We start from the raw sequence: 23490 nt of genomic DNA, 5'->3' as shown, positions 1-23490 counted from the left end.
CGGGACTGCTGGGTACTTTTCCATACGAATTCGACTTGATTCTCATAACCCTTCCTAACTATTGGATGGCGGTCTCTGCGATTAAAACAGCTTTGAGGAATGATGGCGCTCTATCCCCGCTGAAGTGGAGCGATAACCAGTCCCCACAGCAACTCCGCTGCTCCCTCCTGGGTGAGCTTCTGCTCACGCTCGCGTCCGAACGATGACATGCCCATGCTGGTCAGGAAGAGCATTTGGTCGTCAGCCTGGACTGACAGAGACTCGTTGGACGAGTTGCTGCTGTCAGTTTCGCCTTGAAGGTAGTTGATCCCGCCCAGCATGCCACCCATATAGACGGTCGCTCGTGCAACGTCCTTGCCATCCTTGTAGATCGTGGCAAAGAAGCGGTTAGCATCCACCCGCCGGAACACGCCTTCAAATCCTGGGTTCCTTGCCTGCAGTTCAGCAAGAGAGTTCTCGAAGTAACGGGCAATGTATTCGAACGTCTCGGCCTTGAAATGGTCCTTGTCCCGTTGGGTGAAGGTCTTGGACAACCGCAAGTTGCTCGAGCGTGGGCTGGTTATTGATTGGCTGGCATCACTTTGTCTGACGGTTGCCTTCGGCGAGGGATTTTTCACGGTGGCCGGAGCTTGGCTCCCTGAAATGCGTCCGGCGGCGTCCCGAACCGATCTGGCCACCTGGAGAAACGCTTCATCTCGGTCCGGCCATTGGGTGACAGGCTTGCCGTCTTTGGGTGTGCCGAGTAGCTTTCCGAAGGGCGCGTGGTGCCAGTCGCAAGCACGCAAAATGACGGGGATGACGATGGCTTCGCCTGCTTCGTGGCGTTCCATGGCCCGTTTCATCTCGATGTCGTAGCAGTAATCGGAGGCGATGAAGTCCGGACTGACCAATAGCAAAATGATGTCATCGCTGTTGATGTGATCATCGATCACCTGACCGAGCTCTTGCCCCGCGCCAATGCGGCGATCATGCCAAGTCTCAATCACACCTTGCCGCTTGAGCATGGCCAACTGCTTCTCAAGCTGGTCCCGAAGGTCCTCGTCGGCGTGGGAGTAGGAAAAGAACACGGTGGGCACAACGTTCTCCTGAGTAGGTGAAGTTATTGCGATTGCATGGGCGAACTAGCCTGGTCAGACGCCTTTGCAGTCGATAGGTGAGTTCTTATTTCAATGCCATCGTTTTTGAGAATTCGCACCGTCTTCAGCTCGCTGTCGTAGATTGCGATCCAGCTGTCGCTCGCCTCAATAACGCGGCCTTCGGCAAGGCGCTCTGAATCCTTCCAGAGTTCTGAGCCCTTTGCCGAGGCTTCCGCAAGAAGCAGCTTCTTTGTTTCGTCGGCTTTGCTTTTGCCAAATTTCTCCCCTACAAGGCCCGGCACGATAGCCAATAGCAGGACAAAGCAACCGACGCTCGCTGCGGCAGAGAGGAACACCGCTGATCCCAGGAGCGCAACGATAGGTTGTCTGATCCAATAGGATCGCCGCTCAAGCCACCCTCGCATCGCTGTGTTCTCCTTGACGGGCGCACGGGCGATGACAATGGACAGCGTGGACATTCCGATCATGGTAAACACGATGCCCCAAGGAATGTCGCTGATCAGCCGAATGCCTTGGATGATGACCACGTAGTAGCCATGGATGATTTTTGCATCGGTGGCCTGGGGGAAGAGGCCCGCAGGAACACCCATCTCCGTCAAGTAGGTCGAATGCGCGACATCACCGGCCAAATGAAGGAAGAACCCGATCAGGGTGGCCACGGCCAAGATGCCGCCCGCCATCGTTGTTAGCGCAGAAGCGATGTGCGAAGGCGACTTCGCGCCCGGGTTGCTTGCCTCCTTCTTCGTCTGCTCCCCGTCCGCTCCAGTGTCCGCCATTCCCTTTCCTCGCTGATATACGTCCTAAAATCCTTGTGCCAGATTTAATGGACGGACGCAACGCAAAGGCCCCGCCGAAGCGGGGCCTCTTGATGGGAACATCAGGAAGCGCCTACCTGGATGAGGTCCGGCGCATCATGCTGTAGACAATTGCCACCAGACCGGGCACCACCACGTGCGCCGGCACGAGCGCTAGGACGAGCAAGCTGAAGATCGCCCGGACTTGCTCAGGATGCGGCAGCAGGTCAGCGAAGCCCAGGCCCAGAAAAGAAGTCAGATGGGCAGCCACCACGATCGTCCAGGTCACGAAGAAGCCCTTCGCCTCCGCCGTGGCTTTTGTTGATTTCGTCACCGAAACCTACCGTGCTCGGCAGCTAAAAGCGAAGCCTGACCCTAGCGGGCGGTGATCAATGCCTTTGAGCCAACGCTGGTTCGGAGACTGCCTGGAGTAGATGTGCCGGGAACACCGTCGGCTGCATGTCGTGCTCCAGCAGCTCGGGTGTGACGTTGGCGGGAAGATGCTTGAATTCAATCACCTGACTGCCCTTGGTTCTGACGAGGACTCGGGTGGGTTGTGTGGCGTCGCTCAGGAGCGCTTCTCCATGAGCAATGATAGAGCGCTCTGCCCGAATGTCTTGATCAAGTGCGGACAGGGTCGAGCGCAGCTCTTTTGTCAGCTCAGTTCGGTGGTTAGCAAGCGTTGACTTGAGAACCATCTTGGAATCAACGCGCAGGATCAGATCGGTGACGTTCTGTTCGAACACCGAGCGCAGTCCATCCGGAGAAAAGATCTGATCGAAATCGTGTTGGATGGTCCGATAGCGCTGCTTTTTCAGCAGTGGCTCTCCTTGCAAAACGGTAAGAAGGGACCACGCTTGGAATCGCACTCGTGAGCAGAGCAAAGTCTCCTGGAACAAGGTTTCGATCTTGCCAATTTCCTCTCGGATCTTGTCTGGAAATCCCGAGGCACCAAACGTTTGGGTGTCCTGAAGGTCGGATAGGGCATCGATGCGGTCTCTGAGAAGCTGATGGATCTCGTGCTTTTTATCCATCATCTTCTGATACTGATCTTCGAGCGTCTGCCGATTGTGAGTGGTGTGCTCGCCTTGAAGAATGGGCACGGAAACCTCTTTAAGCGTGTCCATTGCCCCCATTAAGGCGCCGCGACGCTGAGCGTCCAGTTTCCCCTCCACGCGATTGATCGTGGTCACGATCCCATCCAGCTTCTCGCTGATGTCAGCCAGGTGCTTTTGGGCAACCACAACTGAGGCAACCTGCCAGACCGCGGCTGCGTTCATGGCGTTGCTCAGGTTCTCGGGCTTGGTCAGCAGCCCGTGCTCCTTGATGCCACCGCTTCCGCCGTTTGTCATCGCCCGATAGGTTCCTTCGATGACATTGCCCGCTGCGTCTTTGGCGTTCAGCAGGGGACCGTTGATCGCCACTTCGAACACGTTCTCGGGCACGCCTTGGGCTGCCAATGCGGCAGTGGGGGCTGCTTGGAGCAACGCGTTCAGCCGACCCACGGCCTTGGGCGGTTTGCGGCCCTTTCCCGACACCTTTTCGAACAAGTCCGTCGGAACCTCCGTCACCGCAAGGGCGTTCTCGCCGGCGAGGTTCTGAACGATCAAGGAGGATGCCATTGGCGCTGGCAACGGCAGCCCAGTCGCTCCAGTGGGGCGGGTTGATTCGGACGTGCCTGCCTCAGGATTGACGACTGCCGATGCGGTGGTGGGCGGGCGGCGCCTGCTGCTGATTACCCATGCAACGGCGGCGCCGGCGGCGGCTGCCGCGAGCATGCTGAAAATCGTCTGTGCGTCCATCCTTCCCCCTGTTTCAATCCTAGGAAATCTACCTTATCGGCACGGCTCAACGCACCTTGATCAGCTGATCTCACCGGTCGTATAAGCCGGCGACAAGTTTTTCTGGTTCAACGCCCACACCGGCTTGGCCAGCGCCGGTCCCTTTGGTCGCCAGGCCGAGGACGCCATGCCCATGGTGCCTCGGCCGAACTTAGCGTTGGCTTGGTCCATCACCTTCATGAGCGCTTGCGATCGGGGATCTATGCCGGCGCACAGATCGCCTTGGTGGACGTCGTCGTGGGTGAGGTCGAGCAACCCCACCCCGGCTTTCTTGTAGCGGTAGCCGGTCTTCCACATGGCCTTGTCGGGATCGGCACGGGCCAGGTCTGCCGCGGTGAAGATGCCTTCAGCGCCCAGCTTGGCCGTGAGCTTGCGCCCCACGCCCCACACGTCCTCGACCGGATAGGTTTCCAGCTCGGGCGAACCGGGCAGAGCCGTGACCACCCCGTGTGGTGTCTTCTTGGCCAGCTTGTTGGCCAGCTTGGCCAAGGTCTTCGTGGGACCGATGCCCACCCAACACGGAATGCCCACCAACTGGAGGATTTGGGCACGGGCCTGGCGGGCCATCGCCTCGCATTGCTCCGCCGGCACGCCGTCGAAGGTCACGAACGATTCGTCAATGGAGTAGACCTCCACGCGCGGGAACCACTCCCGCAGCACCGACACGCCTCGGCTTGACAGGTCCCCGTAGAGGCCGAAGTTCGCCGAGAAGATTCGAAGCTGTCGGCGGATGTGAGACGGCACTTCGTGGATGGGCTGGCCAATCTTCACGCCCAGGTTCTTGCACTCCTTGCTGCGGGCGATCGCGCATCCGTCGTTGTTAGACAACATGCACACCGGCTGGCCGCGCAGCGACGGGTTGAAAACCCGCTCGCAACTGGCGTAGAAATTGTTTCCGTCAACGAGGCCAAATATGGGAGTAGGTGGTATGGCGAACTTGGACATGGAGTCATGCGAGTGGCTGATCGAGCACCAAAACGACCCGTGGGTAAAAAATCATCGCGCAGAACGATTGAAAAACTGCCTTGAGCAACAAAAAGCGAAACAGGAAGCCGAGGAGCAACGGAACATGCGTCGCAAGGCAAGGAGGGAGCGGAAAGCGCTGCAAAGGGAAGTGGCTGACGAGTTGAAGGCCGCGCCTACCCGTGGGCGGCCCCTCATGTAACTGCTGGCTGGACAGCCGCCCAACCCCTTGCCCCATTATGGGAGGCGTGGGCCGTGAAACCGATGGGGCGCTGGTCGGGGCGGTTCCACGCGCAAACGTTTAGGGATCGGGTGGCCCGAACGCTCCTCGGTCCACGAGCGTGAGCAGCGTCCGTGCGACGTCGAGTGCGGCGTCGCCCCACTCATCGTCGTCGCCGTCGAAAGGTTGCTCGCCCGGATCTTCTTTGCCGCCGTGGAATAGGTTGTTGCGCACGCGCTTGGCCGCTTCCACTAAGGCGCGAGCGTCGGATCGAGCTTCATTCGGTGGCTGCAGTGGGCGTGGTTCGAAGGTTGCCTTCCGCCGGCCCCCCGCATTGACGACCACTTGAACTCTTGGTCGCTCACGTGCCCTCTCGAGCACCTTCTGTCGGGTGAAGGCGTCGAGCTGCAAGACGAAGTCAGCGGCTGGAAAACCGTCCACTGCTGCCTTCACTTCGGACCAGTCCACCATTGCATTGCCATGCCGATCCGCCCTCAGAAATGCCTGGCGGCGCTTGAGCTGGTATTCGAGCAGGGCAAATGCTCGAAACAGAGGGATGGCGAGGTGGTCGGAGACGGGCATGGCCACATCGTAGACCAGCCTCTGCTACCCCGCAGCCTTCCACGGACGCCCCTGTAGGGCAGCTATGTCCGCCGCGTCCTCGACCCCCTTTCATCCACCAGTGGGTGTCGTCCTCGGTAGCCGGCGCGCCGCGCTCATCCCACAGGCGGTCCACTGCTTTGCACACGGCGAACTCGGCGTCACGCTCTCGGCTGCCCGGTGGCTGCGCGTGCGCCCGACCGTGGCGATATGCAACCAGAGTCTTGGCGCCCATGTTCCGGGCTTGGGCCAGCTTCGTGGTCACCAACGGATCAGCACCGTTGTCCAGCAACGCGCGAACGGTCGGTGTGTCGGCGGTGAGCAGGGCGACGTGGACCGGCGTGTAGCCACGGGCGTCGTGCGCCAATGGCTCACCGCCTACCTGGCGCATCCCCAGCTGTTGCACTCTCCAGTCGCCGGCCCTAGGGACGACCGCTTGCCGCCCATCCGGGCTTCCCGAGACCTGCACGACCGCGTCCGCCGCGAGGCGCAGCGCCAGAGCGTGAGCGTAGCGGAGCTCATCCGGCGGGTGGTGGCGTTCCAGGTGCTTTGACACGTAGTCTGGCCACCACCGGCGGGTGCCACTTGCCCTTAGCTAGACGTTTCTGCACGAAGGCGCGGTAAGCCTCGGGGGTGGGCGGCGATTTGCGTTTGTGCCGGCGTGTGTTGCAAAGCCAGCAGGCGGCAGCGATGTTGCCGGCCACGTCCTTGCCGCCCTCTTGCTGGGCCAGCAGGTGTTCGGCGGTGCAACGGAGCGGCGTGGCCGTTTTAGCGCGCAGGCCGAACGGCTTTAGTTCATCGGGAGAGACGTTCCACATTGGCAAGCTGCAATAGCAGCAGCGGCCCTTCTGGGTGTGGAAAGCGGCGGTTCTCAAGCGTTGGAGTTTGGCCATGCTTAGATCTCAAAAGACAGGAAAAACCATCCCGTCGTCGCTTGTGCGATCGGTTCGGGAACCTGTTGCCTTGAGCTAAGTAGGCAATACGCCGGGGGTATTTCCCCTCGCGGCAACGGAGTTATCGCTCTCCAAGGCGGTGGGTGTCAAGATGTGTCATAAGTGCCCTTGGACTGCCCTTGACCAATTGATGGCCAGCTCTACTCCTTGGAAGCCTGGTTTCAAGAGCTGCTAACTTCGTTTTCTTACGGACGGATAATTTTGGATGGCGTTGGTCGGAGACGCCGATGTGACTGAAAACGAGGCGGGTGACCACATCGATTCCGTGAACCGTTGGATCAACATTATGTTGCGCCGGCACGGGTGCAACTTGGTGGCATTGAGGAGGGGCAGTGAGTCTTTCTAAGCGAATGATGGGGTTGGACGACGAATTGCCGGAGGTTGATTCGGAGGCTTTCAGCGACCTGGACACCTGCGAGATCGATGACGACTGGTTGCGCGCAGCCGATCCCGAGCAGCAATCGGTCGCGATGCGGCACTGGCTGATGGCCCGTTACTGCGATCCGGCTAACGAAACCCCCTATAACTCCGAAGTGGGCTACATCTACACCCGCGGTGGTCCCTGGCATCCCCGCGACGTGCTCATGGAGCGCTTTGAAGGGGTTGCCGACTTCGACACGATCGAGCAGCTGGTGGCCGACATCTTCACCGAGATAGGTGATGAGTTGGCACCGACAGCGCTCACCGCCGAGGAAGACTGGGATGTTGAGGTCGAAACCGCCGACAGCCCCATCCAAGATCTCCGGAAACGGTCGGGCGATCTGATGTTGGTGCTGCAGATGGAAGGGCCCGAGCCCGGCAAGTTTCAGGCAAGGAACTTGGTTTACGCCGCTCTGATCACCGCACTGGAAACTTTCCTGTGGGAAACGGCTGTGTGGTGGCTGGCCAACGAGGCTGGCAGCGTCGACCGTCTGGTGGCCGCACGGGCATCCTTCTCGAGTGATCGCCGGTTGAAAGACATGGTGGGCGGAGAACAGATGGAAATGGAAGGGCGACGACAGCGGATCCACAACGGCATGAAAGACATGGTCTGGCATCGCTGGCGCAGCAACTGGCCGTTCCTCGCGGCTCTGTTGGACGTAGAGATGCCTAGCCATGACACGTATGGCTTCACTGCAGCCGCGTCGAAACGACATGACATCGTTCATCGGTTCGGGCAGAACAAGGATCGCACCGAGGCCGTCTATGCGACCACCGCCGAGGTGGAGGCCCTGGCGGACGCCGTGCTGGCCTTCGCAGATGACCTGAGCGCCCGTATTGCGGCGAGAGGGCTTTGACATGTGCCACTCTGACGAAGACGAAGCGAGGGCTTTTCACGATAGGCGCGCGCCGTATTACGAGCTCGTCAAGGCCACAGCCTGATGCGTTTCAGCGAGCGCGAGATCGGCGCGTTGGTGTTGGCCCTCGCAGTGGGCGGTCTGCTGTTCGCATTGCTTGACGAACCCAACTTACCGTCGCGGTGTGCCGACGGTTGGCACTCGCCCTCTATCGGGGAAACCGGTGCGTGTTCACACCACGGTGGCGTTTTGCCTGGGCGCGACCCCACCCCATGGTGGAAACGCGCGCTTCCCATCGCGGCTGGCTTGGCGATTTTTCTGGTGCCGGCTTGGCGCAACGGGGCGTTTCGGCGCCAGAGGCATGACCCCATGGCCGCGTTCATCGATCCGGTGTCGATGGAGATTCGCCAAGTGATGGAGGAAGGCAGCGATGTTCGATTCCTCTACACGAAGGAAGGGCAGGTGCCGCAGTGGCGCACCGTGACGTCCTTGGAGTTGACGCACCTGCACCGCGCCAGCCATGCGTCCCGGTGCGTATTGGCCTACTGCCATCTGAGGCAAGCCAAGCGTCACTTCGTCCTGTCCCGTATCGAGCAGATGAGTCGCGTGGCGGCTATGCGCCCGTAATCTAACTTCCGGCCACTATTTGGCCTCTACCCAGCCTATGAGCTATAACCCATGGCTCCCTTGAACGGAGGTGCCCCTTGGCCCTAACCACCCTGAAATCCCTCAACGCCGAAATCAAACAGCTCGAAGCCCAGAAGAAGCTGGTCGAGAAGCGCGACGGTGAGGTGCCCAAAGCCCTGGCGGTCCTCCAGAAGTATGCGAAGGTCCTCAGTCCGGCCCAGCGGCGGCAGGTGGCCAAGCTCATCGGGGAAACGATCGACGCCAAGCCGGCGCGTCCCGCCAAGGCTGCCGCGGGTCCCCTCAAGGGCCGCAAGCTGGGCAAGGTGGCGCCGAAGTATCGCCTCCCAAGCGGTGAGACGTGGGCTGGTCGGGGGTTGGCCCCCAAGGCCTTCACCGCGTGGGCCAAGTCCGCCGAGGGCAAGGCGTGGGCTCAGGCCAACCCCGGAGCGAAGTTCCCCCCGGCCGGAGGTACGGTGAACAAGGCGCGCGCTAAGGTTGCCAAGAAGGCGGGCAAGCCGGTGAAGAAGGCCGCCCAGAAGGCCGTCAAGAAACTTGCGAAGAAAGCCGTCGCCAAGAAGGCCAGCAAGAAGGTCTGATCATGCGCGGCCTGTTCCCCAAGAAGAAGAGCCGGCTCTCGCCCCAAGGCAAGGCCATTGCAGCGGCCCACGCACTCCTGGACACCATGGAGGGCCGCCTTGACGAGAAGGCGGCTGGGCGCTGGTTGCGAGAAGAAGTCGGGCTTCAGTGGTCCATGCTGACCTGCCTTCAATACCTCTCTGGAAAGGAAGCCCTGGGCGCGCTAAAGGCGCTGCCGAACGATTGGTCGGAGCGCGGTCGCACCAAGCAGCACCTCCAAGCCGCTTCCATCCTGGCCGCCCATGCCGTCGCAAACATAAGGCAAGACGAGAGAATGCTGTGCGCCAGTGACTTTGCTCACGAGCTCAAAGGCAAAACCGTTGAGCAGTGGCTGGCTGAGAAATCCGACGCGGTCCGGGAAGAAGTCTGACATCCGACACTCATGGCCACCGATGGCGGTCCGTAAGGCTTTCGTAACCATGGGGTGCCGTCTAGGCTATCTCAGCCGGAAACGGGAGACGGGGGCGAGGATCCCCACTCAAGCGCCGACCCCCGGAGCCCCCACAAGGGGCTTTGTTTCATCGGTGTGTCGGCCGGTTCGTTTGGGAGGTACTGCAGTGCCCAGGTTGGGTCGGCGTCTTCGGATCATGCTTCGCTGAGCCCTGGACCTATTGCAGCGAGTGGCGGGTCTTGCATGCCGTCGCGTGCTCGGCCAGGTGAGCCGGGTTGGGGTGATCTCCTTTGGACACCGGCAGACGAAGCTGCAGGCCTTGAAGAGAAGCGTAGTCGGTGGCCAGGAGAGCCGGAGCGAGAGCCACCGTGTTCTCGGCCGTGATCCAAAGCAGTTGGCAATCGAACAGGGTGTGGAGATCGGCACGAAGGAGTAGGCCGTTGTCCATGCGGTTGGTGTGTTCGCCCCTGTAGGGCAGCACGTGCGCCGCTTCCAGCACCTCCAAGGCAGAGCACCCCGTGATGGCGCACTGGCGATCGTAGGCGTCAAGCAGGCGGGCGCGAAACAAGGGTTGGCCGCGGCGTTGCGCAACGCCGCGCATGGACCACACCCGGGCGTCGTGCTCATTATCGATCGGAGGTGCATGCTCGAACGCGTCGGCCTGGCCTTGCGCTTCCGCACGCGTTTGCTCGTCCTGGAGCAAGGGCACGGCCACCCATTTCCCATCGTCGCCTTTCCGGAGATCCAGATGGCCGTGGACGGCTGGGTTGAACTGCACATAGCGGGCCCGCTCGGGAGGACCGGCGTCCACGATCTTGAACAACCGGTCGTGGGGGTGGCCCGAGTCGGTGCGCCAGTCGGATCGGTCGCGGTTGTAGTGGGGGCGGCTCGGGGAGTTGACCGTCAGGTGCTCCAGATTGGCCCGCAAGTCGGCGAGGGGGTCCGAGGGGAAGTGAGTCTCAATCCATTCGCCCACCTCAGCCAGCGTTCCGCCCCCCATCGCTTCCACCGCTTCGGCAACCCGCCAATACTTCGCTCCTGCGGGGGGAGTGGCCGTCTCGTCGACGTGGTCGAACGCTAGCACGAAATGGTCACCGTCCAGCAGCTCCACATGGCCCACCCACTCGGGGCGCGCCTTGAACGTGTTGCGCGGGGCCTTGTCTGGATTCCGTTCGCGCTCGGCGCGGTTGTGTTGGGTCGCGACCACGGCCCGCAAGCGCAACCCTTCGCGGTAGGCCACGCCCAGGTGCTCCTTGAGCAAGTTCTTGCCCGCGCCATTCCACCGCGCGAGCGAATCATCGTAGAACCACCGTCCGTCGCGCGTGGCGATTTTGTGTTGCCAGAGGCTCACCACCACCTCCCGTGGATCAGCGGTCACCGCGGAAACCGCCCACGCACGATTGACCAGCTGGGCGCCGTAGCTCTGAAACTCCCGTTCGATACCCATGTGCTCCCCCTTATGTGACGCAAGTATCGCAATGTGCCGTAGCGTCTTCCAGCGGCGACGCCGGGCTTACCGATGCATTACCGCTTGCGTGCCCAAATCCTGGCCGGTTCGGCGTTGGCGTGGGTGCTCACCCTGGCGAGGCTGTCCACGTGAGCCGGCCACCTTACGTGCAGATGGAGGTTCGCGTGCCTCGGGCGCTGAAAGACCGGCTGGAACAGGCGGCAGCCCGGGAGGGGCTGCATGCCAGCGAGTTTGTGCGGCTGTTGCTGCGAGAAGGTCTGGACCAGCCACGGGCGACCTCTGCTGGCAGCCGGTAGGGAAAGCGGGCACCATTCTCGGGTGTCTGACAAAGGCGGGGTGGGCATGGTCCGTCGTTATCCCTATGAACGCCTGGGAGATCAGGTCTTTTCCGACGGCATGATCGGTTGCCGGTTTCAGCGTGTGGACCTCAATGCACGTTTTGGGATCAGCGACGAGCTGAGGCAGTTTTTTACCCAACATGGGCGATGCGCACGCTGCAACGGAACGCTGGAGGATTGGAGCATTCACGAGGCGTGCAAGGCAGGTGCTCGCCGTTTCTTCCAGTCCTCCGATCTGGAGGTGCTCTTGCCCTTGGATACCTTTCATGTACATTGGAAAGTCCGCGTCCGAGAGACACGTCGACGAACGTCGTTTCACCGGGCCCTGAAGTCGAAGGCGGCGCCGGGCTCGCGCACCGCTGAGCAGATTAGGACGCTGCTGGCACTCCAGGAGCGTCGCTGCTACTACTGCTACAGATCCCTCGAGGGACCGGGTGGTGCTGTAAACGGCCCAGGCGAGCCCACCAGTTGCCACGAGGATCACTACGTGTCCCTGCATCACGGGGGGAGCCACTTCATATCCAACATCGTGTTGGCATGTGTGAGTTGCAACTCGCGCAAATCGGATCTGCATGGGGACGATTTCGTTCGGGAGGCGCTCGAGCAAGCAACGCTGGCGAGACGCCGTCAATTGCTGCGTATCCACCGGAACCGAGCAGCGCATGCCTGTCGCTTGGTGGTTGAGGTAGTGGTGGATGCTGGCGACGATTGACCATTGGTTGCGGTCCTCTTGCCGGCGTTGAATCGAGGTGGTCAAGCTGAGGTGGGGGGGCATGCACCGTCGGCTTTGATGATCTCGGTTCTTGGCGAAACGGTTGATACTGCCTTCGTATGTGTGACTATTCGAAAGACGGCCGCCTGCTTGGTGGCTGCTGGGGGATGTTCTGGCTGTTATCGGATAAATATACCAGGGGGGTATGTCATGCGATTGCCAATGCTTGTTGTGCTGGTTTTTGCTTTGATGGTTTGTTCCGGATGTGGCAGCTCTAAAAGTAACATTGTCTATCTCAAGGGCGAACGCAAGGCGGTTTTGACCGCTCCGGCCTTCTTCATGGATCGCCAAGGGGACCTCTACCCACCCTTTGATATCAAAGTCGATGTCGATCGCAATGAGTTTATTAGCAGCAGCGATGGGGTGAGAGGGCGTAGTTCGACAAAGGCCACGCTTCGGGCCTACTACCAACGGCACTTCGAAAAAGGGGATGAATCCTGGACGGCGTTACTCGACGCAACAGGAGTCGATCCCAGTGGCGTCTTTGATCAGGACTGGGATCGCATCCAGGTCGCCCTAAGGAAGCGTGTTATTGATTGCTTCAAGGTTCCCGTCGGCCAGGAGGTGGTGCTCGTTATCCACGGGTTCAACAATGATCACGGAACAGCAAACACCTGGATGAGTGGGTTCGATTCCGAGGTGAAGAGGCGCCGGCCAGGTGCGCAAGTGGTGCGCATGTATTGGGATGGACTTCGTGGGAATGCAATGGGCATAGGCATTTGGGGCGAGGCTCAGTTCAATTCGCCGCGGGTGGGACAGAGTCTTCGCCGCATCCTCAATCAGGTGGATTCAGGAACGAAACTGCGCATCTTTACGCACAGTCTGGGTGGCTCCGTGGTCGCCAATGCATTGGGCAACGGGGGCGGGGCCTACAACGGATTCAGTCAGAGCTGGAATGCGGTTGTTAAAGAAAGAGCTGGAGCGATGGATGGGGAATGGCGCATCCCCCGGAACCTGACGGACCTGAGGGTGGCCATGTTGGTTCCGGCTCAGCCTCCGACTGCATTCAATGACTTTTCATTGGTTACGGAGGGGATGCAGCAGGGCGTGATCCCTTCCCGTATCGTAGTTGGAACCAGTGAGGGGGATATCGCCACGTCAAAATTTATTCTGCACTGTGGCACTTGGCGGACCGGCAATACGTGTATGCCGCTTCGCCAGCAAAAGACATGTCGGGAGCTTCGAAAAGTGTTTGATCAGCCGGGCGAAGCTTCGCGCGTGCGCTTGGTGAATTTCCCCAGGCCCATCAAGTGGTATCACGATCACGGCGTGCCAAGCTATGTGGAAGACAGAACGGAGTGGAATGAGCTTCTGGAGCAACTGTTCGAGGACGATCCCCCGATCCCCAAGAGCACCGTTCGATTCTGTCCTTCCGTGGCGAGCTGACAAGCAGCTGCTGGGGTGTCAGTGTGTCTCTTTCCTGCTCTCCAGCCGCCTTTCTAGCCGACCATGTCTCGCTAGTGAGCGAGCAGGTGCTCGGGGGCGTTAGAACGTGGCGACGTGTGTGATGCCAGGGGCGAATTGGCACTACAGGCGATTTGGGTTGACGGGGAGGCCGGTAAGCCCCACTACAACGCTTCTGGAAACGTGTGAAGGATGATCGCCAGTTCGCGGCCTATTTGGCTTCAAAGGCGGCGTTGTAGGTCTTTTTATCAGGAAGAATGGCAGATGCGCTGGAGTGGCCATCTACCAGCGGAGTGGGCCAGCAGTGCACATGGGAATCGATCAGTTGGGTGCCCGATTGGCCCAGTTCACTATTGCAGTTGAATACGGTTACAGGGGATCAAGAAATGCTGGCATGGCTAAGGAAGTGGTGGGGTCCAAACAATGATGGTTCCGCCGGATCGAAGACCAAAGCCGAGGAGCCGTTTCATTCAGAACTGGACACCGGTTCGGACACGGAGGAAGAGGGAGCACCTTCCGGTGATCAGTTCCTGGACGATCAGCCCATCACCGGTCGATTGTCTGATCGATTCAATCGGGCGCCGTTCGCGTCCCGGTTGGCTCATACGCTAGCCCAGCGCGCCGATCCGTCCAGCATCGTCGTTGGCCTATATGGCCCTTGGGGAGATGGGAAAACATCTGTCCTTGAAATGATGGGGGAGGCATTGAAGGAGTATCCGCGGGTCATTCTTGTGCGCTTCAATCCGTGGCATTTCCAAAGCCAAGACGCCCTGCTGCGAGGGTTCTTCGCGACACTTGCTGAGGCAATGGACGAATCCTTGCCCAATAAAATGGAGAGGGTGGGTGAGCTTCTGAAGCAGTACGGAGGGCTCTTGTCTCTTGCGAGCGTGACCTTCGCAGGTGCGGTTCAGATTTCCCCTGGGGAGGCCGCAAAGAGTGTGGGCGAGTCGTTGTCCACTGTGAGTCTGGAAGAGTTGCGTTCGCGAATAGATCGAATGCTGGGCCAATCGAATCGCCGTTTGGTGGTTCTCGTTGACGACATCGATAGGCTGGATCGCGAGGAAACCCACGCCATCTTTAAGCTGGTCAAGCTGTCCGCTAGCTTCAAGCACACGTCGTACGTTCTGGCCTTCGACGATGACGTGGTTGCGGCGGCGTTGGGTGAACGCTACGGAGAGGGCGGGGCCAAGGGAGGCCGGGCGTTTCTTGAGAAGATCGTCCAAGTGCCGCTCAACCTTCCCCCGGCAGATACCAACAGCTTGCGATTGATCGCTTTGGAGGGGGTTCAGAGGGCGGTTGATCAAACAGGGATTGTGCTCACCCAGAGTCAGGTGGACGCGTTCATTCGGCACTTTGATGACGTTATTGCACCGGCACTCGGCACGCCGCGAAAAGCAAAGCTTCTATCAAACGCTCTCCTGTTTGCCCTCCCGATTCTTAAGGGTGAGGTGAACACCATCGATCTGATGCTCATCGAGGGGGTTCGGGTGATTTATCCAGGCCTGTACGCTGCAATCCGATCCAACCGCGACCTTTTTCTTAAGGGCGGGCGCGCAGGCGGGCGCGACGATAATCAGAAGAAAGAAGATGAAATCTCCGCTTTGCTGGAGAAATCGCTTCCTCACATCTCGGTCGAAGAGCGCGGCTGGATCCGTCGTCGGCTGCTGGAGCCGCTGTTCCCCAGGCTGGGAAATTCGATGTATGGCGGGGAGTGGGATTCGACTTGGGCTGCGGAGCAAAAGATCTGCGCGGGGGAGTACTTCCAGCGATACTTTGCCTACGGAGTGCCATTGGGCGACGTGCCTGATCGCCTGATTGCAGAGTTCATAGAAAGCGCGCAGGCGCTGTCACCCCCCGAAGCAAGGGAAGCGCTGGAACGGTTTGCAGAGAGGCAGGGCATGCCTCGCTTGGTTACAAGGCTTCGCCAGAGAAAAGAGGCTATCAACGCTACGGAAGCTAGGGCGATAGCACTCGCCTTTGCAAGGAACGGAGATCTCCTGCCGCGGGAGCGGGGCATGCTAATGCCACTGGATACGCGCGGTTCGGCGGCCATTCTCATCGCGGACCTGCTAAGAAGGCTGCCCGCGGGCAGCGAAAGGCAAGGAGTGGCTGAACAGGTCATTCGGGAGGCGTCGTCGGTTGGGTTTGTCTCCGATTGCTTGCGTTGGATCCATCGTTACGACGACAAGCCCGAAGACCGCCGAGTGCTTTCCGACGAGGGTGATAAGGCTCTCGCAAAGTTGGCCGTAGAACGAATCGAGGCTGAAAGCGCCGAAGCGCCATTCTTCCTTACCGAACCCAAGGACGCCCCCACGCTCTATTGGCTATGGTGCCAGGAGACATCGGATGCACATGTGCAACACGCGCTCCGTGCCCAGTTGGATACGTCGACGGACCGAGTGGATGCATTTTTGGCGTGTTTCGTGGGAGAGTCTTGGGGAGTTGAGAGTGGGATCCCCAGGCCGGGGGACTTTGATAGGCGCCAATACGACTCTGTTTCCAAGCTTGTTGGCGCGGACTACATTGCTGCCAAGCTCAAGGAGCGGTATGGGGCTGAATTGGACAGTCCTGAGGAATACCCTGCTGAGGGAATGGATCAACCCCGCCGAGTCGCGCATCAGTTCATGAACGTACATATCTTCGTTACTCAGGAAAAAGGCTCGTCGAGCGGCAGCGACGCAACTCATACAAGCGAAGAATCCATGAAGTAGTTTGTTCGAGTCATGGCAGGGGCACATGGCCATGGACGGCAGCCCCGCAGCATTCGATCCAGGTTAAAAGATTGATTTGCCCATGGTGCTGAGATTGCTCACGGATTCCATCGCGCTCATTCGGGTGCGATGGCACACAAGCGTCGAACGTACGTGGGATAGGTGCCAGAAGTGGCGCCGACTATGACTACATTGTCGTTGATGCGATGCGTTCTTTCGTCAGGTTTTGTGGTGCAGGCGGCGTCATCGTGGAGGTCCAAGAAGAGTGCTGACTTCCGGGCCAGAGCTTGCATCCAAGAAGGCACGATCGCGGGGCCGCTCGTATTCGAGATGATGAGTGCGATCGAAAGACCTGCAAGGACTCGTGCCACGAGGAGCAAGACGTCTTTGTCCTCCAGCGGGCCCCAAGTCAGGAATATTCTCGCTCCAGCCCAGAGCATTAGTCCTGCGGTGGAAAGTGTGCTGACGACAATCGCCACCACTGACACGACCCGAAGCACGGACAGCGGTAGCAGCAGCGCAATTGTGGTCGGAAAGTGCGTCGGCTCTTGGCCGGTCGCCTCGTTCACTGCCATTTTGCTGATGCCCGTTGCAGCTGCCAGTGCCATCACGCTCGCGCCGGTCACCAACAGCTTCACGAGAGGAAGCTGGAGCTTGGGTGTGACCCACAGGTATGTCTCGCGCAGAAAACCAAAAGCGAGAAGGCCGCTAGAGGCGTAGGCCAGGCAGCTGGTTGGCAGTCCGCGCGGGGAGGCGTGAAAGGAGGCGATGGCCATCAGCAGAAGCGCTAAACCTACCAAGTAGACTTTGATTGCTAGCGATTGGTTCTCCCACCAAGCAGAAAAACGCTGATAACAATTAAGGCGTTCCGCAGCATCGGACATCCACATTCCCCGCCCTCTCGAATGAAGGGAGATGGTCTCGTGCTGCCGTCGCAGTGGATGAGACTACTGATGCATCAAGGCGGCGGTCAGGCCTTTTCAGAGTCCGCCAAGAGGCGGTCAATGGCTTGCTTTCGCTTTCCTGGGGGAAGTGCGGTCAGCTCTTCTAGGGCTTGAGACAGCTTGACCTGCTGGGCCTCGCTTTGAACGCCCAACGCCAAAATCGCGTCGGCCATCGCCGGCGTCGTCGCCAGCAGGTAGGCCGGCGGCACGTCCAGCGCCTGCGCCAGCTCGAACAGTGCTTCCAGGCTCACCGTCATCGATTCGCTTTCATAGCGGCTGATGCGAGCCGATGCGGTGTCTTTGTCCAGGCCCATCCTGACCCCCACTTCGCGCTGGCTAAAGCCTCGAAGGATCCTGGCTTGGCGCAGTCGCGCCGCCACGATCGCTCGCGGAGTTGTCGGCGTAGTCACAGGCTGAACGGATGCAGTGCAGGCATGCACCGATGATGACCCAAGCCCTACGTCACGGGTAGACTCTACGTGTCACGTAAGTCCGTGGCAAGTCCATCCAAAGGAACGAGGGGCTGTATGAAGAACGGGGCAGTTCTGGCTGGCACGCTCGCGCTGGCCGTATCGACGGGCGCCAGCGCCCAAACCACGACCGCATCGGGCCTGCTTCGGCAGATCGGTGGGGTCCTTTCTGGAAAGTCTGGATCACAGGCCAAGGTGTCCCACCCTTTGTACGCCGAGCCGGCCGGCATCTATTGGGACTTAGACGACGACACTCTTGAGGGTGCTCAGCACCTGCGCGAAGGGCTGTCCTCCACCGGGGCGCAAGGAATCGACATGTGCGACATGGGCTTGTTGGCAATGGCCCATTCGGCCTACCAGTTGAGGCCTGACAAACGGCAGTGGTGCTTGCGGCAGGCTTGGGTGGCTGCAAAGAGGACGACGGGTAGCAAAGAGGCGGAGCCCTCTGCGGCGGCGATCGAGCAGCGCTTCGGGCCTGCTTTCGACGCCCGGCTGGAACGGTTCAAGAGCGTTCGCCGGTATGCCGTTCGCCCGAACTTCAAAGCGCTCGGTGGGGTCAGCTACAACGCGGATCGGGGCGTCATGGAAGTGTTCGTGCCGATGCCGCAGATCTCGGTTGCTGGCTTGAGTGTCACGGGAAAGAACTTCGTCCCCTGGATCCGCAAGACGCCCACCGGCGTGTCCAGCCCGCCGAACGCCGGGCGCTACCGGCTGCTGATCCGGATGGACCCCGCTGAAGCGGCCAGCCTCGCGCGGCAAGGCCGCTCGTTCCAGGACGACCGTGTGGTCTTCTCGGTCAATCGGGTTTGGATCGACGGCACGGAACCCAAGATGGACGTGACCGTCGAGAAAGTGAGCTTGGGCTATCGGAACGAAACGATCGAAGTGGACGTCACCAAGAACCAAGGAGAAGGTGCATGAAGCGTGGAATGGTGGCCGCTGCAGTAGCCATTGTCGGCTTGGCCGCATGCAGCAAGGCGGACCAGGGGCCGTCGATGGAGCAGGTGGCGAAGGGTTACGAGCAGTATTTGAACGCGAACCTGTTGGCCGAACTGGGTCAGCGCGTGGAAGTGCGTGGCTGGGAGGACTTGAACGCCGACTGCAATCCGAGCGGGCCCGAACGAACGACGTGCGTCACGGGCGGCACCCTCGATGTGATCGGTTTTCAAGGCGGTCGCCAACTGAAGGAGGCTCCTGCACCTGTGCCTGCCCGGGCAGACCTGGTGTTTGAAAAGCGGGCAGGGCAGTGGGTGCTCATCGACGCACAGAAGAAGCCCTGATCGGTCCTTGCAACCCGCCCTCGTTTTCGCTCATTTGGAGGTTCCATGAATGCGCATGTCCGCGCTCACTCGACCGCATCCCATATGCAGTGGGGCCTGCTCGCACCCGCAGCGGTCCTCCTGGGCGGTGCTGGCCTGCTCGCCTTCGCAGGCGGTGCAGAAATTTCTGGAGAGCTGGGGCTTGTTTGGCAGGCTGTGGCGGCGTTCTCGGCTGGCGTTGGCGTGCTGGCGCTCCTCCTGCTGCTTTACGTGCTGAACTGGCGGGCGGCGCGCGTTAGGGCAGCCAGGGCGGCCAACCCCTTCCTGGAACCGAAGCGCGGGGGCTTTTGGAAGGGGGCATTGATGGGCACGTTGGTTGTGGTGGCCGTGCAGATCGGAAGCATCGGGGTGGGGATCTTCTACCCTGGTCTGATTGAATCGGAACGCAATTTCTTCGTTTCCGTCCCGCCGCTGGCGTTGGCCGGCCTCTACACCGTCTTCCCGATTGCGCCACTGGTGGGCGGGTTGATCGGGCGCGTGTGGCGCGCCACCAGCCTGTAGGGCGGGCCGGGAGCTGCTGACAACCATCAAAGGGGGCAAGTTCCCCTTTCAGCGGTTCGCGAAAGATGCCGGCGACGATGGCCGCCTACGTCCTACGATGCTCGATCAAAGCCGTCCGGTAGTTCTCGCAAGCGTCCCGGAGGCCCGTTTTGGCCGCAGCGATCAACGCATCGGTGCTCATGATGGAAGCTTGGTTCCGTTCGACGATCAAAATCGGAAGGGCATCGATGGCCTGTTGCCAGTCGTGCTCCGAGCCTCTGTGCTGCTTGTTGTTGTAATTGTGGTCCATGGTCTCTGCTCCCCTTAAAGATGGAAGCATCTAACCATGTGCGCAAAGCTGCGCAAGTTCTACATAGGAGCGGATCTACAGATGTGTCGAGCCGTTCGCGATTCGGTCCTTAAATGCCACGGGTGTCTCACTCTTCTGGAGGCCGGTCGCTTTTTGGCCTCCCGCAGCCGCGGGATTAAAGGTGTTGAGGGCTAGATCCGCACGCCAAGCGCGTCCAGGGTGGGAGTCGTCATCGTTCCGGTCGCCCGGATGCCGTGGGCCAATTGGAACATTCGCAGCGCCGATTGGGTCTCAGGAGTGAGGACCCCGTCGATGGCACCTGGATCGTAGCCCTTGGAATAGAGCGCTGCCTGGACACGCATGATCAGCAGCTTGAGCGCATCGGCGTCCCGTCCCTCCGTGACCGGCTTGTCGTAGGTGCCGGGCTCCAAGGTCAGGTTGTCTGCAGACCGGGAGTTTGCCCGGGCGGCCGGCTCCAAATTATGGGTAGGGTAGCTATTCAAATGGCTGGCGCCACTCCCGGTGGTTCTCGGGGCTGCGGGTACCGCCGGTGCCGCTGGCGCGGTGTATCGCGTGGGCGGTGGCGTGTAGGTCGCCGGTGGCGGGGTATACGAGCGATACGAGCTTCCCGACCCCGACGAATGGGAGCGATGGGAACTGTGTGATCGATGGGAGCTGTGGCTGCGGTGCCCGGCATACAGGTTGTGCCGGCCTGCATTCAACGAGGTGCTCAGGACGGTCGCGTATTTCCCGTCCATCTCGGAGAGCCTGGAGAGGTCGGACTGGCCCTTGGGCGGCTCCGTGCCCAAGGATCCTAGGGTGGCTGCGCCGACGATCATCAGTGCGTTGGACATGATCAGGTTTCCAGGACGGGAGAGATGGACCGGCTGGTCCAAGCCGGTGTGACCCACGAGAAGAAGCCGCCGCACCGCTGCCGAACCGAGCAGCCGTCGCAGGCGGGCAGGTAGTCGTTCTTCCAAGGCGAAATGCTCTGCGCGGCGTAGGGCCAAAGCGATCTGTCCAACGCGCACAAGGGCAAGTTGTAGAGCGAGACCGGGATTCCGCCCTCGGCCAGCAGCCCTACCGCTTCGGACAGGACGTCACCGTAGTCCGCTGGATCGGCCCAAAGCTCACGCTGATGGGCTTTGGCAAAGCCGATGGGCTCGATGCCCATCAGTGCGACGTGTTCGACGAAGGGCAGGTTGCGCCAGATGTAGCGGGCCAGCTGTATCAGCCGCTCGACCGTGGGCTTGACCAGCACGACTCGGATCTCCACCCGCTGCTGGGCGGCTTCCAATGCGTAAAGCCCACGAAGGGTCTGAGCGAACGCACCCTCGCTTTGCACCACGTAGTCGTGCAGAGCATAGCGGTCCCCGTAGAGCGGAATGCCCCAGCTCAGGTTGGGATGGAGGCCCGCAAATTTCGCGTGCAGGCCGGGCTCACGCAGTCGGCCGTTGGACAGGATGTGCAGGTGGGTGTTGGGCAGCACGTGCGCGCATTTGGCCACCACGTCGACCAACCCGTCATCCAGCAGGGTCGGTTCCCCGCCGCTGATCGCCAGCGAAGGTTCCTCCGGATCGATGAGGTCGATCAGGTCCAGGAGGTGCCTCACCCGCCAATCGTCTTGAACGTCTCGGGGCGGTTGAGAGCACATCAGGCAGTAGCTGTTGCAGCGCTCGGTGGCGAACAACACATTGCCGGTGTCTCCGCGCCGATATCGGATCGCCACCTTCTTCCGCAGGGGATTGAGCTCCACCACATCCCCAGGCTTGCAAACACCCGGCGGACCTTCCAATTGAACGAGAGGAGCCTCACCGGCGGAGCGCAACCCGCTCGAGGGCAAGACCGCACCCCAAGGCAGGTTTAGCAGGTCTCTGCTGAAGCGGTCCGCTGGGACGTCCCTCAGATCCAGGGCCAAGCGCTCCAAGGGAAGCGTTGATTGGGCAAACTCTGCCAGAGACACGACCTTGAGCAGACTGGCCTTCGCCGACGGCGCCAGCTCGGCTCGGGCTTCAAGCGGCAGCATGGATGGGGTCCTCCGCCAATGGCTTCGGATTGGCCCAGGAACGCATCAACCCTTGGATGTTCCGGTCAGCCTTCTCGTAGCGCTCCAGCAGGAAGTCAAAGAGCCCCATGTTCCGCCGGCAGAAATCGCTGCTGGGCCGATGGCCGATGGGATCCCCTTGGCGGGCGTAGTGCTCGATCGGATCGGCCCCGCACATCGGCACAAACGCGCAGTCGGAGCACGTGGGTAGGGCCTCGGCGACTCCGGCGTCCAGCAAGCGGCCCATGGCGGGCGAGGACAGCCATTGGCTGACCGGTTGGCTGACGTGGCCCAACGCAAAGGCATCGTCCCCCATGGCGGCCAGCATGCGTGCCTCATCCGACGGATAGACCCGCCCATCATGGTCATAAATGACGGCGCCCAGTCCGGCTCCGGAGGGCGATCGGAGATCGACGTAGCCGTGCCCGAAGGACGTGAAGAGCTGGGAGAGGAGGAGAGAAGCGTACGACTCTTCCATGGCGTAGCCGGCCAGGTTCACCGACAGCAAGTGATCGAAGGCGCGTCGGTAGAAGGCCAGGAAGTCTTCCGTGGGGTAGCCGGTGCGGCGGGCCGTCTTGGTGGCGAACCCGTAGGGGCTTAATGGACGCAAGGAGATGCTGTGGAAACCCAGCTTCCGGTATTCGTCGATGATGGCCTCAGGAACCTCGAGGCTCTGGCGGGTCAGCGTCGTCAGCGCCGAGACGCCATCGTCTCCCAGCCAACGGCGTCCGCGTTCAATCCCCTCCACAGTCCGACGGTAGCTGTCCCGGCCCGGCCGGGGGCGATTGGCGTTGTGAAGCCATTCGGGACCGTCCAGCGAGGTGGAGAGCTTGAAGCGATGTTCGGTCAGAAACGCCAGCTGGTCGTCGGTGAGGTCATGCAGGGTGGATGCCAGCACGAAGCGCAGGGTGCGTCGGGCGCTCCGATTACGCTCGACGATCCGCCGGGTGATGGCCTTCACTTGCTCAAAATTGAGCAGGGGCTCACCCCCTTGGAATTCGATCGTCAGTTCTTGGCTCGGCCATTCGAACAGCCGTTCCACTGCGTGTTCGGCGTGCGCACTTTCCATGTCGAACGCAGTGGCGCTCGTCTCCTGCCGCGACACCTGGCAATAGTTGCAGGTGTGGTGGCAACGCAGCGACACCACGAAGATGTGGAGAGCAGGTCCTCCCATCAGGTAGGACTTTCGGCTGCGGATTTGACTAAGCAGAGGCGCCAAGCTGCTTCGGTCGGTCCCGGCGACGGCCAGGTGTCGGGCTTCCAAATCCGCAAAGAGCGCGGACTCGGTCGGCAACTGGTGGGTCACCAGGCGCTGAACGTCCTCCATCTTCATCAGGAGCCAGTCGCCTGCCATCGAGGAGACGAAGGCCCGATCGTGATCCCACGGCAGGCGCCGGAACCGCAGAGGCAACAGTTGGTAGTCCGATGGGGCGGCGAAAGCCTCAGCGGACCTAAACCTCGACATGGGGCATCACCGGCTGTGCCTGGTTCAGCGCTGCGCGAAGCAGCTCCTGCTGCAGCCCGCTCGTCTCCGCTCGGACGGCCGCCCGCAGGCGCTCGTCCAGTAAGTCTCGGGAAAACCGGGTCCAGAGATCCTCTGGCAGGTCGGAGCCATCCAGAGACCAAAAGCTAACGGTGAGGTTGGCGCCTTGGCTGCGCACCTCCACACCAAGCTCGCCGGTATGGCGATGCACGGCCCGAGCCACGACGTCGTCTGAATACAGTGCGCGATCGATAATGAATTGCGAGCGTTCCATTGCTCATCCCCCCTGGATGAGTGAACTTTGCTCCTGAGTAGGCTTTGTTGCAAGTGACCTGAAGCCGAAGCTCT

General features: G+C 60.7%; 25 protein-coding genes. 10 read left to right on the top strand and 15 right to left on the bottom strand.

Features of this window, described 5'->3' with window-relative positions; all coding sequences use genetic code 11:
* Positions 1-110: 110 nt before the first annotated feature.
* From ARC63_RS03920 to ARC63_RS22645, 7 genes are all read right to left on the bottom strand, one after another.
* Positions 111-1076, bottom strand: a complete 966-nt coding sequence (locus ARC63_RS03920) for a TIR domain-containing protein (RefSeq protein ID WP_057502577.1) — start codon at positions 1074-1076, stop codon at positions 111-113.
* A 23-nt stretch (positions 1077-1099) separates the two neighbouring features.
* The gene (locus ARC63_RS03915; RefSeq protein ID WP_057502576.1) at positions 1100-1873 is read right to left on the bottom strand and encodes a hypothetical protein; all 774 of its coding nucleotides are present in this window, start codon (positions 1871-1873) and stop codon (positions 1100-1102) included.
* Between the two features lie 112 nt (positions 1874-1985).
* Positions 1986-2225 carry a hypothetical protein gene (locus ARC63_RS03910; RefSeq protein ID WP_057502575.1) on the bottom strand — a complete coding sequence of 80 codons (240 nt, stop codon included), beginning with the start codon at positions 2223-2225 and terminating at the stop codon, positions 1986-1988.
* Positions 2226-2280: 55 nt separating this feature from the next.
* A complete protein-coding gene (locus ARC63_RS03905; protein WP_057502574.1) occupies positions 2281-3693 on the bottom strand; it encodes a hypothetical protein in 1413 nt (470 codons plus the stop codon).
* Positions 3694-3753: 60 nt separating this feature from the next.
* Entirely contained in the window at positions 3754-4677 is a 924-nt protein-coding gene (locus ARC63_RS03900) for a Y-family DNA polymerase (protein WP_057502573.1), read from the bottom strand.
* Positions 4678-4996: 319 nt separating this feature from the next.
* Positions 4997-5497 (bottom strand): hypothetical protein, encoded by a 501-nt coding sequence (locus ARC63_RS03890; protein WP_057502571.1) that lies wholly within the window; start codon positions 5495-5497, stop codon positions 4997-4999.
* 536 nt (positions 5498-6033) lie between these two features.
* Entirely contained in the window at positions 6034-6408 is a 375-nt protein-coding gene (locus ARC63_RS22645) for an HNH endonuclease (RefSeq protein WP_082587805.1), read from the bottom strand.
* A 392-nt stretch (positions 6409-6800) separates the two neighbouring features.
* Here ARC63_RS22645 and ARC63_RS03880 point away from each other — a divergent pair, with 392 nt between their 5' ends.
* The 4 genes from ARC63_RS03880 (at position 6801) to ARC63_RS03865 (ending at position 9378) form a co-directional block, all read left to right on the top strand.
* Positions 6801-7745, top strand: coding sequence for a hypothetical protein (locus tag ARC63_RS03880; RefSeq protein ID WP_139042381.1), 945 nt, complete (start codon positions 6801-6803; stop codon positions 7743-7745).
* A gap of 84 nt (positions 7746-7829) precedes the next feature.
* A complete protein-coding gene (locus ARC63_RS03875) occupies positions 7830-8372 on the top strand; it encodes a WYL domain-containing protein (RefSeq protein WP_057502568.1) in 543 nt (180 codons plus the stop codon).
* Positions 8373-8449: 77 nt separating this feature from the next.
* A complete protein-coding gene (locus tag ARC63_RS23890) occupies positions 8450-8968 on the top strand; it encodes an H-NS family nucleoid-associated regulatory protein (protein ID WP_057502567.1) in 519 nt (172 codons plus the stop codon).
* 2 nt (positions 8969-8970) lie between these two features.
* Positions 8971-9378 carry a hypothetical protein gene (locus ARC63_RS03865; RefSeq protein WP_057502566.1) on the top strand — a complete coding sequence of 136 codons (408 nt, stop codon included), beginning with the start codon at positions 8971-8973 and terminating at the stop codon, positions 9376-9378.
* Between the two features lie 238 nt (positions 9379-9616).
* Here the strand turns inward: ARC63_RS03865 and ARC63_RS23575 are convergent, their stop codons facing one another.
* The gene (locus tag ARC63_RS23575) at positions 9617-10846 is read right to left on the bottom strand and encodes an HNH endonuclease (protein WP_231298571.1); all 1230 of its coding nucleotides are present in this window, start codon (positions 10844-10846) and stop codon (positions 9617-9619) included.
* A 363-nt stretch (positions 10847-11209) separates the two neighbouring features.
* On the opposite strand from ARC63_RS23575, the gene ARC63_RS03855 reads away from it, so the two are divergent.
* From ARC63_RS03855 to ARC63_RS03845, 3 genes are all read left to right on the top strand, one after another.
* Positions 11210-11917 carry an HNH endonuclease gene (locus ARC63_RS03855; RefSeq protein ID WP_057502565.1) on the top strand — a complete coding sequence of 236 codons (708 nt, stop codon included), beginning with the start codon at positions 11210-11212 and terminating at the stop codon, positions 11915-11917.
* Positions 11918-12127: 210 nt separating this feature from the next.
* Positions 12128-13363 carry a lipase family protein gene (locus ARC63_RS03850; protein ID WP_139042379.1) on the top strand — a complete coding sequence of 412 codons (1236 nt, stop codon included), beginning with the start codon at positions 12128-12130 and terminating at the stop codon, positions 13361-13363.
* A gap of 275 nt (positions 13364-13638) precedes the next feature.
* Positions 13639-16092, top strand: a complete 2454-nt coding sequence (locus tag ARC63_RS03845) for a KAP family P-loop NTPase fold protein (protein WP_231298570.1) — start codon at positions 13639-13641, stop codon at positions 16090-16092.
* 116 nt (positions 16093-16208) lie between these two features.
* Here ARC63_RS03845 and ARC63_RS03840 read toward each other — a convergent pair whose 3' ends face one another.
* On the bottom strand, positions 16209-16976 hold the full coding sequence (locus tag ARC63_RS03840) for a hypothetical protein (RefSeq protein WP_139042378.1): 768 nt from the start codon (positions 16974-16976) through the stop codon (positions 16209-16211).
* Between the two features lie 86 nt (positions 16977-17062).
* Positions 17063-17416: a helix-turn-helix domain-containing protein gene (locus tag ARC63_RS03835; protein ID WP_081113758.1), complete on the bottom strand. Its 354-nt coding sequence runs from the start codon at positions 17414-17416 to the stop codon at positions 17063-17065.
* A 147-nt stretch (positions 17417-17563) separates the two neighbouring features.
* Between ARC63_RS03835 and ARC63_RS03830 the strand changes: the two genes are divergently transcribed.
* Genes ARC63_RS03830 through ARC63_RS03820 form a run of 3 tightly spaced genes read left to right on the top strand, consistent with a single transcriptional unit; the run spans position 17564 to position 19326 of the window.
* A complete protein-coding gene (locus ARC63_RS03830) occupies positions 17564-18427 on the top strand; it encodes a hypothetical protein (protein WP_057502561.1) in 864 nt (287 codons plus the stop codon).
* The gene (locus tag ARC63_RS03825; RefSeq protein WP_057502560.1) at positions 18424-18786 is read left to right on the top strand and encodes a hypothetical protein; all 363 of its coding nucleotides are present in this window, start codon (positions 18424-18426) and stop codon (positions 18784-18786) included. The genes ARC63_RS03830 and ARC63_RS03825 overlap by 4 nt, the downstream gene beginning before the upstream one ends.
* 45 nt (positions 18787-18831) lie before the next feature.
* Positions 18832-19326, top strand: a complete 495-nt coding sequence (locus tag ARC63_RS03820; protein WP_231298569.1) for an ABC transporter permease — start codon at positions 18832-18834, stop codon at positions 19324-19326.
* Positions 19327-19411: 85 nt separating this feature from the next.
* Here ARC63_RS03820 and ARC63_RS03815 read toward each other — a convergent pair whose 3' ends face one another.
* The 5 genes from ARC63_RS03815 to ARC63_RS03795 form a co-directional block, all read right to left on the bottom strand.
* On the bottom strand, positions 19412-19615 hold the full coding sequence (locus ARC63_RS03815; protein ID WP_057502558.1) for a hypothetical protein: 204 nt from the start codon (positions 19613-19615) through the stop codon (positions 19412-19414).
* Between the two features lie 191 nt (positions 19616-19806).
* Entirely contained in the window at positions 19807-20469 is a 663-nt protein-coding gene (hxsA, locus tag ARC63_RS22640) for a His-Xaa-Ser repeat protein HxsA (protein WP_139042377.1), read from the bottom strand.
* Positions 20470-20471: 2 nt separating this feature from the next.
* Positions 20472-21641, bottom strand: coding sequence for a His-Xaa-Ser system radical SAM maturase HxsC (gene hxsC / locus ARC63_RS03805; RefSeq protein ID WP_057502557.1), 1170 nt, complete (start codon positions 21639-21641; stop codon positions 20472-20474).
* Positions 21628-23124 carry a His-Xaa-Ser system radical SAM maturase HxsB gene (gene hxsB / locus ARC63_RS03800; protein ID WP_057502556.1) on the bottom strand — a complete coding sequence of 499 codons (1497 nt, stop codon included), beginning with the start codon at positions 23122-23124 and terminating at the stop codon, positions 21628-21630. Before hxsB ends, hxsC begins: the two co-directional genes overlap by 14 nt.
* Entirely contained in the window at positions 23111-23416 is a 306-nt protein-coding gene (locus tag ARC63_RS03795; RefSeq protein WP_057502555.1) for a hypothetical protein, read from the bottom strand. Before ARC63_RS03795 ends, hxsB begins: the two co-directional genes overlap by 14 nt.
* Positions 23417-23490: the final 74 nt, after the last annotated feature.

Origin of the sequence: Stenotrophomonas geniculata ATCC 19374 = JCM 13324, assembly GCF_001431625.1 — a bacterium.
GTDB classification, from domain to species: Bacteria; Pseudomonadota; Gammaproteobacteria; order Xanthomonadales; family Xanthomonadaceae; genus Stenotrophomonas; species Stenotrophomonas geniculata.
This window is presented reverse-complemented; position numbering and strand designations above follow the sequence as displayed.

Bases quoted from the DNA above. Each gene is read 5' to 3' on its own strand.
- ARC63_RS03915 (WP_057502576.1), bottom strand. From the start codon at position 1,873: ATGGCGGACACTGGAGCGGACGGGGAGCAGACGAAGAAGGAGGCAAGC.
- ARC63_RS03905 (WP_057502574.1), bottom strand. From the start codon at position 3,693: ATGGACGCACAGACGATTTTCAGCATGCTCGCGGCAGCCGCCGCCGGC.
- ARC63_RS03900 (WP_057502573.1), bottom strand. From the start codon at position 4,677: ATGTCCAAGTTCGCCATACCACCTACTCCCATATTTGGCCTCGTTGAC.
- ARC63_RS03890 (WP_057502571.1), bottom strand. From the start codon at position 5,497: ATGCCCGTCTCCGACCACCTCGCCATCCCTCTGTTTCGAGCATTTGCC.
- ARC63_RS22645 (WP_082587805.1), bottom strand. From the start codon at position 6,408: ATGGCCAAACTCCAACGCTTGAGAACCGCCGCTTTCCACACCCAGAAG.
- ARC63_RS03875 (WP_057502568.1), top strand. From the start codon at position 7,830: ATGCGTTTCAGCGAGCGCGAGATCGGCGCGTTGGTGTTGGCCCTCGCA.
- ARC63_RS03865 (WP_057502566.1), top strand. From the start codon at position 8,971: ATGCGCGGCCTGTTCCCCAAGAAGAAGAGCCGGCTCTCGCCCCAAGGC.
- ARC63_RS23575 (WP_231298571.1), bottom strand. From the start codon at position 10,846: ATGGGTATCGAACGGGAGTTTCAGAGCTACGGCGCCCAGCTGGTCAAT.
- ARC63_RS03855 (WP_057502565.1), top strand. From the start codon at position 11,210: ATGGTCCGTCGTTATCCCTATGAACGCCTGGGAGATCAGGTCTTTTCC.
- ARC63_RS03850 (WP_139042379.1), top strand. From the start codon at position 12,128: ATGCGATTGCCAATGCTTGTTGTGCTGGTTTTTGCTTTGATGGTTTGT.
- ARC63_RS03845 (WP_231298570.1), top strand. From the start codon at position 13,639: ATGGCAGATGCGCTGGAGTGGCCATCTACCAGCGGAGTGGGCCAGCAG.
- ARC63_RS03840 (WP_139042378.1), bottom strand. From the start codon at position 16,976: ATGTCCGATGCTGCGGAACGCCTTAATTGTTATCAGCGTTTTTCTGCT.
- ARC63_RS03830 (WP_057502561.1), top strand. From the start codon at position 17,564: ATGAAGAACGGGGCAGTTCTGGCTGGCACGCTCGCGCTGGCCGTATCG.
- ARC63_RS03825 (WP_057502560.1), top strand. From the start codon at position 18,424: ATGAAGCGTGGAATGGTGGCCGCTGCAGTAGCCATTGTCGGCTTGGCC.
- ARC63_RS03820 (WP_231298569.1), top strand. From the start codon at position 18,832: ATGAATGCGCATGTCCGCGCTCACTCGACCGCATCCCATATGCAGTGG.
- ARC63_RS03815 (WP_057502558.1), bottom strand. From the start codon at position 19,615: ATGGACCACAATTACAACAACAAGCAGCACAGAGGCTCGGAGCACGAC.
- hxsA (WP_139042377.1), bottom strand. From the start codon at position 20,469: ATGTCCAACGCACTGATGATCGTCGGCGCAGCCACCCTAGGATCCTTG.
- hxsC (WP_057502557.1), bottom strand. From the start codon at position 21,641: ATGCTGCCGCTTGAAGCCCGAGCCGAGCTGGCGCCGTCGGCGAAGGCC.
- hxsB (WP_057502556.1), bottom strand. From the start codon at position 23,124: ATGTCGAGGTTTAGGTCCGCTGAGGCTTTCGCCGCCCCATCGGACTAC.
- ARC63_RS03795 (WP_057502555.1), bottom strand. From the start codon at position 23,416: ATGGAACGCTCGCAATTCATTATCGATCGCGCACTGTATTCAGACGAC.